This window comes from Thermoflexus sp. (assembly GCF_025055495.1).
In the GTDB taxonomy this organism is placed as follows: Bacteria; Chloroflexota; Anaerolineae; order Thermoflexales; family Thermoflexaceae; genus Thermoflexus.
In genome coordinates this window covers 1-3,603 of sequence record NZ_JANWXB010000282.1, presented here as the reverse complement: position 1 = coordinate 3,603, position 3,603 = coordinate 1, and the positions used below count along the sequence as shown (strand labels likewise).

Annotated in this window: 3 protein-coding genes; 1 reads left to right on the top strand and 2 read right to left on the bottom strand. The window is 62.3% G+C overall.

Translation table 11 applies throughout. The features are described 5' to 3' along the window. Together NZM16_RS09035 and NZM16_RS09030 are read right to left on the bottom strand one after the other, a co-directional pair. Positions 1-1,143, bottom strand: a 1,143-nt coding sequence (locus tag NZM16_RS09035) for a redoxin domain-containing protein (RefSeq protein ID WP_295480033.1), incomplete at its 3' end; no start/stop codon positions are given. Then, positions 1,140-1,523: a hypothetical protein gene (locus tag NZM16_RS09030; RefSeq protein ID WP_295480031.1), complete on the bottom strand. Its 384-nt coding sequence runs from the start codon at positions 1,521-1,523 to the stop codon at positions 1,140-1,142. The genes NZM16_RS09035 and NZM16_RS09030, both read right to left, overlap by 4 nt. 541 nt (positions 1,524-2,064) lie before the next feature. Here NZM16_RS09030 and glnA point away from each other — a divergent pair. Continuing rightward, complete coding sequence (gene glnA, locus NZM16_RS09025; RefSeq protein ID WP_295452116.1) at positions 2,065-3,579, top strand: type I glutamate--ammonia ligase; 1,515 nt, start codon at positions 2,065-2,067, stop codon at positions 3,577-3,579. Positions 3,580-3,603 lie beyond the last annotated feature (24 nt).

The following is a 3,603-nucleotide window of genomic DNA, read 5'->3' as shown; positions in this document are numbered from 1 at the left end:
GGCCATCTCCCCGATGTCCGGTGGGGCGATCCGATCGCCGGAATGGGGAAGGATCCGCCGGATGTATTCCTCCCACTGGCTTTCCGGGATCGGCCCGACGTGCCGCGCCCGAACGACCCCGGACGGATCGATGAAGATCGTAGTAGGGATGCCGGTCACCTGATAGCGGGTGGCCACCGAGCCATCCCCATCCAGCAATATCGGGAAGGCAGGTCCGAAGGATCGGATGAAGCCCTGCACGTTCTCCGGGTGCTCGCGCAGGTTGATCCCCAGCAACACGATCCCCAGAGCCCGATATCGCTGGTCCACCGTGGCCAGGGCGGGTGTTTCCTGGCGACACACCGGGCACCAGGTAGCCCAGAAATGGAGGATCACCGGGCGTCCCCGGAGATCGGCGAGGCGGAAGGTCTTCCCCTCGAGATCGGGGAGAGCGAAATCCGGCGCCTGCTGGTCGGGATAGGGGCCAGCAGGAGATGGGGTCGTGATGGGGGAAGCCTGCAGTGTGGGAGCAGATTCCGCCGGTCGCTTCTCCCGAACGGCCTCTTCGACCGCTGCCATCGGGCGGTAGACGCTGATACGGGATCGGGCGCGTTGCTGGGCCAGCCATTCCTCCGGGCTGGGCTGCAACTCCGGCAGCGCCCGCTCGACCCGCATCAACCGCTGGATCTCCTGCAGGAGGTCCTGCCGGCTCAGGCCCGCCGATCCCAGGGCCTCGTCGAGCTGAGGCTCGCTCACATTCCATGCGGATAGCATCGCCCGCAGCCGTTCGGCGGCCTCCTCCGGGCGGATGGAGAGCTCCCTGGATCGCGCCCACCGAAGCACGAGGTGTTGATCGATGAGTTGCTGCAGCACCTCCTCCGGGTCCGGCTCCGCCTTTCCAGCGAGGCGGCTCATCGTCCGGTGGATCGCAAGGGTTCGGCTCCACTCTCCGGTCGGGATCGCCTCCCCATCGATGATGGCCACGACGTCAGCTGGGCGGGTGGCCGGAGAGGCCAACGTGGGGGCCGGGGCAAGCCAGGAGGCCCATCGATTTCCCATCGCCAGCAGCAACCAGACCCCCATCGTCAGCGCCAGACCGGCGCCGAGGGCTCCGATCAGCCTGGGAGCGGATAGGGCGGGCCGGCGGATGATTGAGCGTTTCATCGGTCCTTCCGAAGGGTCAATATCCATACCCCGGCCGATATCAGGAAGAAACCCAACCCGATCATCAGAACGGCCAGGGGCAACAGAGGGCGGGTATCCTCTACCGATCCTCCAGTGACCGGCAGGATCATCGCCAGCGTGGGCGAAGGTGTAGGTATGGGTTCAGGCGGAACCGGCGGCGCGGTTGGGATGACCTCCGGCGTGGGGGTGGGCGTATCAGTAGGGACGGGCGGGGTGGGTGTAGCTCTGGGCACCGGCGTAGGCGTAGGGGTAGGCGGTTCGGGAGTTGGGGTGAACCCTGCCAGCGCGGTAGCACCTGTCTCAGCCAGCGTCCAGCCGACGATTAGATAAGTCAAGCATCTAATAATTAGACGACCCATATCGGGGATTCCTAATGGATTCGGCGGTTAAAGAAATACTATCCTTGCGTGCATCTGTCAAGTTCTTCATCGGGCCTCTGAGGAGTTCATAGACGGCACGATTTCAGGAAGAACCCTTGGCAAGGGCTACGCATATCCCCGTGGAGCGGCCTTCGGCCCGTCGCTCAACCCGCTCTCCCTCATCGTGGCTGAAGCGGACGGAGGCGGCAGCACCCTCCGAATGGAATCAGGGCACGCGGTTGCACGATTGCTTCGAACCCCTCGCCGAATTCCCTTCATCCATAGATTAGATCTAAGCCCATTCTCCATGGTATGGAATTTTATGCCCTCTATTTTAGAACTTTGGTCAGGGGGTAATAGTTAGCTTATACCAAAATTCAGAGGTCACCCCGGGGAAGCTTCCAAATAGAGGGGGTGTTGAAGATTCGCAGCTCCCTGTCTGGGGGGGATTGTGCATGCTGCACAAAAGAGAAAGCCACGAATTTGGTCCGGGCGGCTATAGGCATGACTCGTTCATCCCTTTACAATCGGAGGGAATTTTATGAACACTTCGAAGGAGGGGACAATGGCCCGGCAGACCCTGACCGAAGTTGCCCGGGAAGTCCTGGAGCGCAGCAATGGGAAGGCCCCGAAACCTCTGACGAAGCCGCGGGAGGTCATTGAATTCGCCCGCGCCCAGGGCGTGGTCATGGTGGATCTCAAGTTTGTGGATCTGCTCGGGACCTGGCAGCATTTCAGCATTCCCGTTACCGAGCTCTCCGAAGAGGTGTTCCAGGAGGGGCTGGGATTCGATGGCTCCAGCATCCGGGGCTTCCAGAGCATCGACGAGAGCGACATGATCCTGATCCCGGATCCCACGACGGCGGTGCTGGATCCAGTGTGTGAGGTGCCCACTCTCACTATGGTCGGGAATGTCTACGACCCGGTGACCCGCGAGCCTTACACCCGGGATCCCCGATATATCGCCCGGAAGGCCGAGGCGTATCTGAAGCAGAGCGGGATCGCGGAGGTGAGCTACTGGGGCCCGGAGGTGGAGTTCTTCATCTTCGATCACATTCGCTTTGATCAGGGGCCGCACTACGGGTTCTACTTCATCGATTCGGAGGAAGGGATCTGGAACAGCGGGCGGGATGAGGGGCAGCCCAACCTGGGCCACCGCCCGCGCTGGAAGGAGGGCTATTTCCCCGTTCCTCCGGCCGATTCCCTCCAGGATCTGCGCTCGGAGATCGTGTTGCGCCTGATGCAGGCAGGGATTGAGGTGGAGACGCATCACCATGAGGTGGCCACCGGCGGCCAGTGTGAAATCGATATGCGCTTCAAGCCGCTCACCCGGATGGCCGATCAGGTGATGATGTATAAATACATCATTAAGAACGTGGCCCGGGCCCACGGCAAGACGGCGACCTTCATGCCCAAGCCCATCTTCGGAGACAACGGCTCGGGGATGCATGTGCATCAGAGCCTGTGGAAGGAAGGCCGTAACCTGTTCTGGGATGAGCGGGGCTACGCCGGTCTCTCCGAGCTGGCCCGCTATTACATCGGTGGGATTCTCTACCACACGCCGGCGCTGCTGGCCTTCTGCGCTCCCACCACCAACTCCTATCGCCGGCTGGTCCCGGGCTACGAGGCGCCGGTGAACCTGGTCTACTCCCGGCGCAACCGCAGCGCTGGCATTCGCATCCCGATGTATTCCGACTCTCCGAAGGCCAAGCGGATCGAGTATCGGTGCCCGGACCCCTCGGCGAACCCCTATCTGGCTTTCGCCGCGATTCTGATGGCCGGGCTGGACGGCATCCAGAACCGCATCGATCCGGGGGATCCGGTGGATGTGGATCTCTATGAGTTGCCCCCCGAGGAGGCCCGGAAGATCCGTCAGGTGCCCGGTTCTCTGGACGAAGCCCTGCGGGCCCTGGAACGGGATCACGAATTCCTGCTCAAGGGCGGGGTCTTCACCCCAGATGTGATCGAGACCTGGATCGAGCTCAAGCGCAAAGAGGTGGATGCCATTCGCCTCCGGCCGCATCCCTACGAGTTCTATCTCTACTACGGCGCGTGAGAGGGAGGGGACCTGCCCCGTTAG

What these genes read in the sequence shown, in the direction of transcription:
- NZM16_RS09030 (WP_295480031.1), bottom strand. Translation starts at nt 1,523, where the DNA reads ATGGGTCGTCTAATTATTAGATGCTTGACTTATCTAATCGTCGGCTGG.
- glnA (WP_295452116.1), top strand. Translation starts at nt 2,065, where the DNA reads ATGAACACTTCGAAGGAGGGGACAATGGCCCGGCAGACCCTGACCGAA.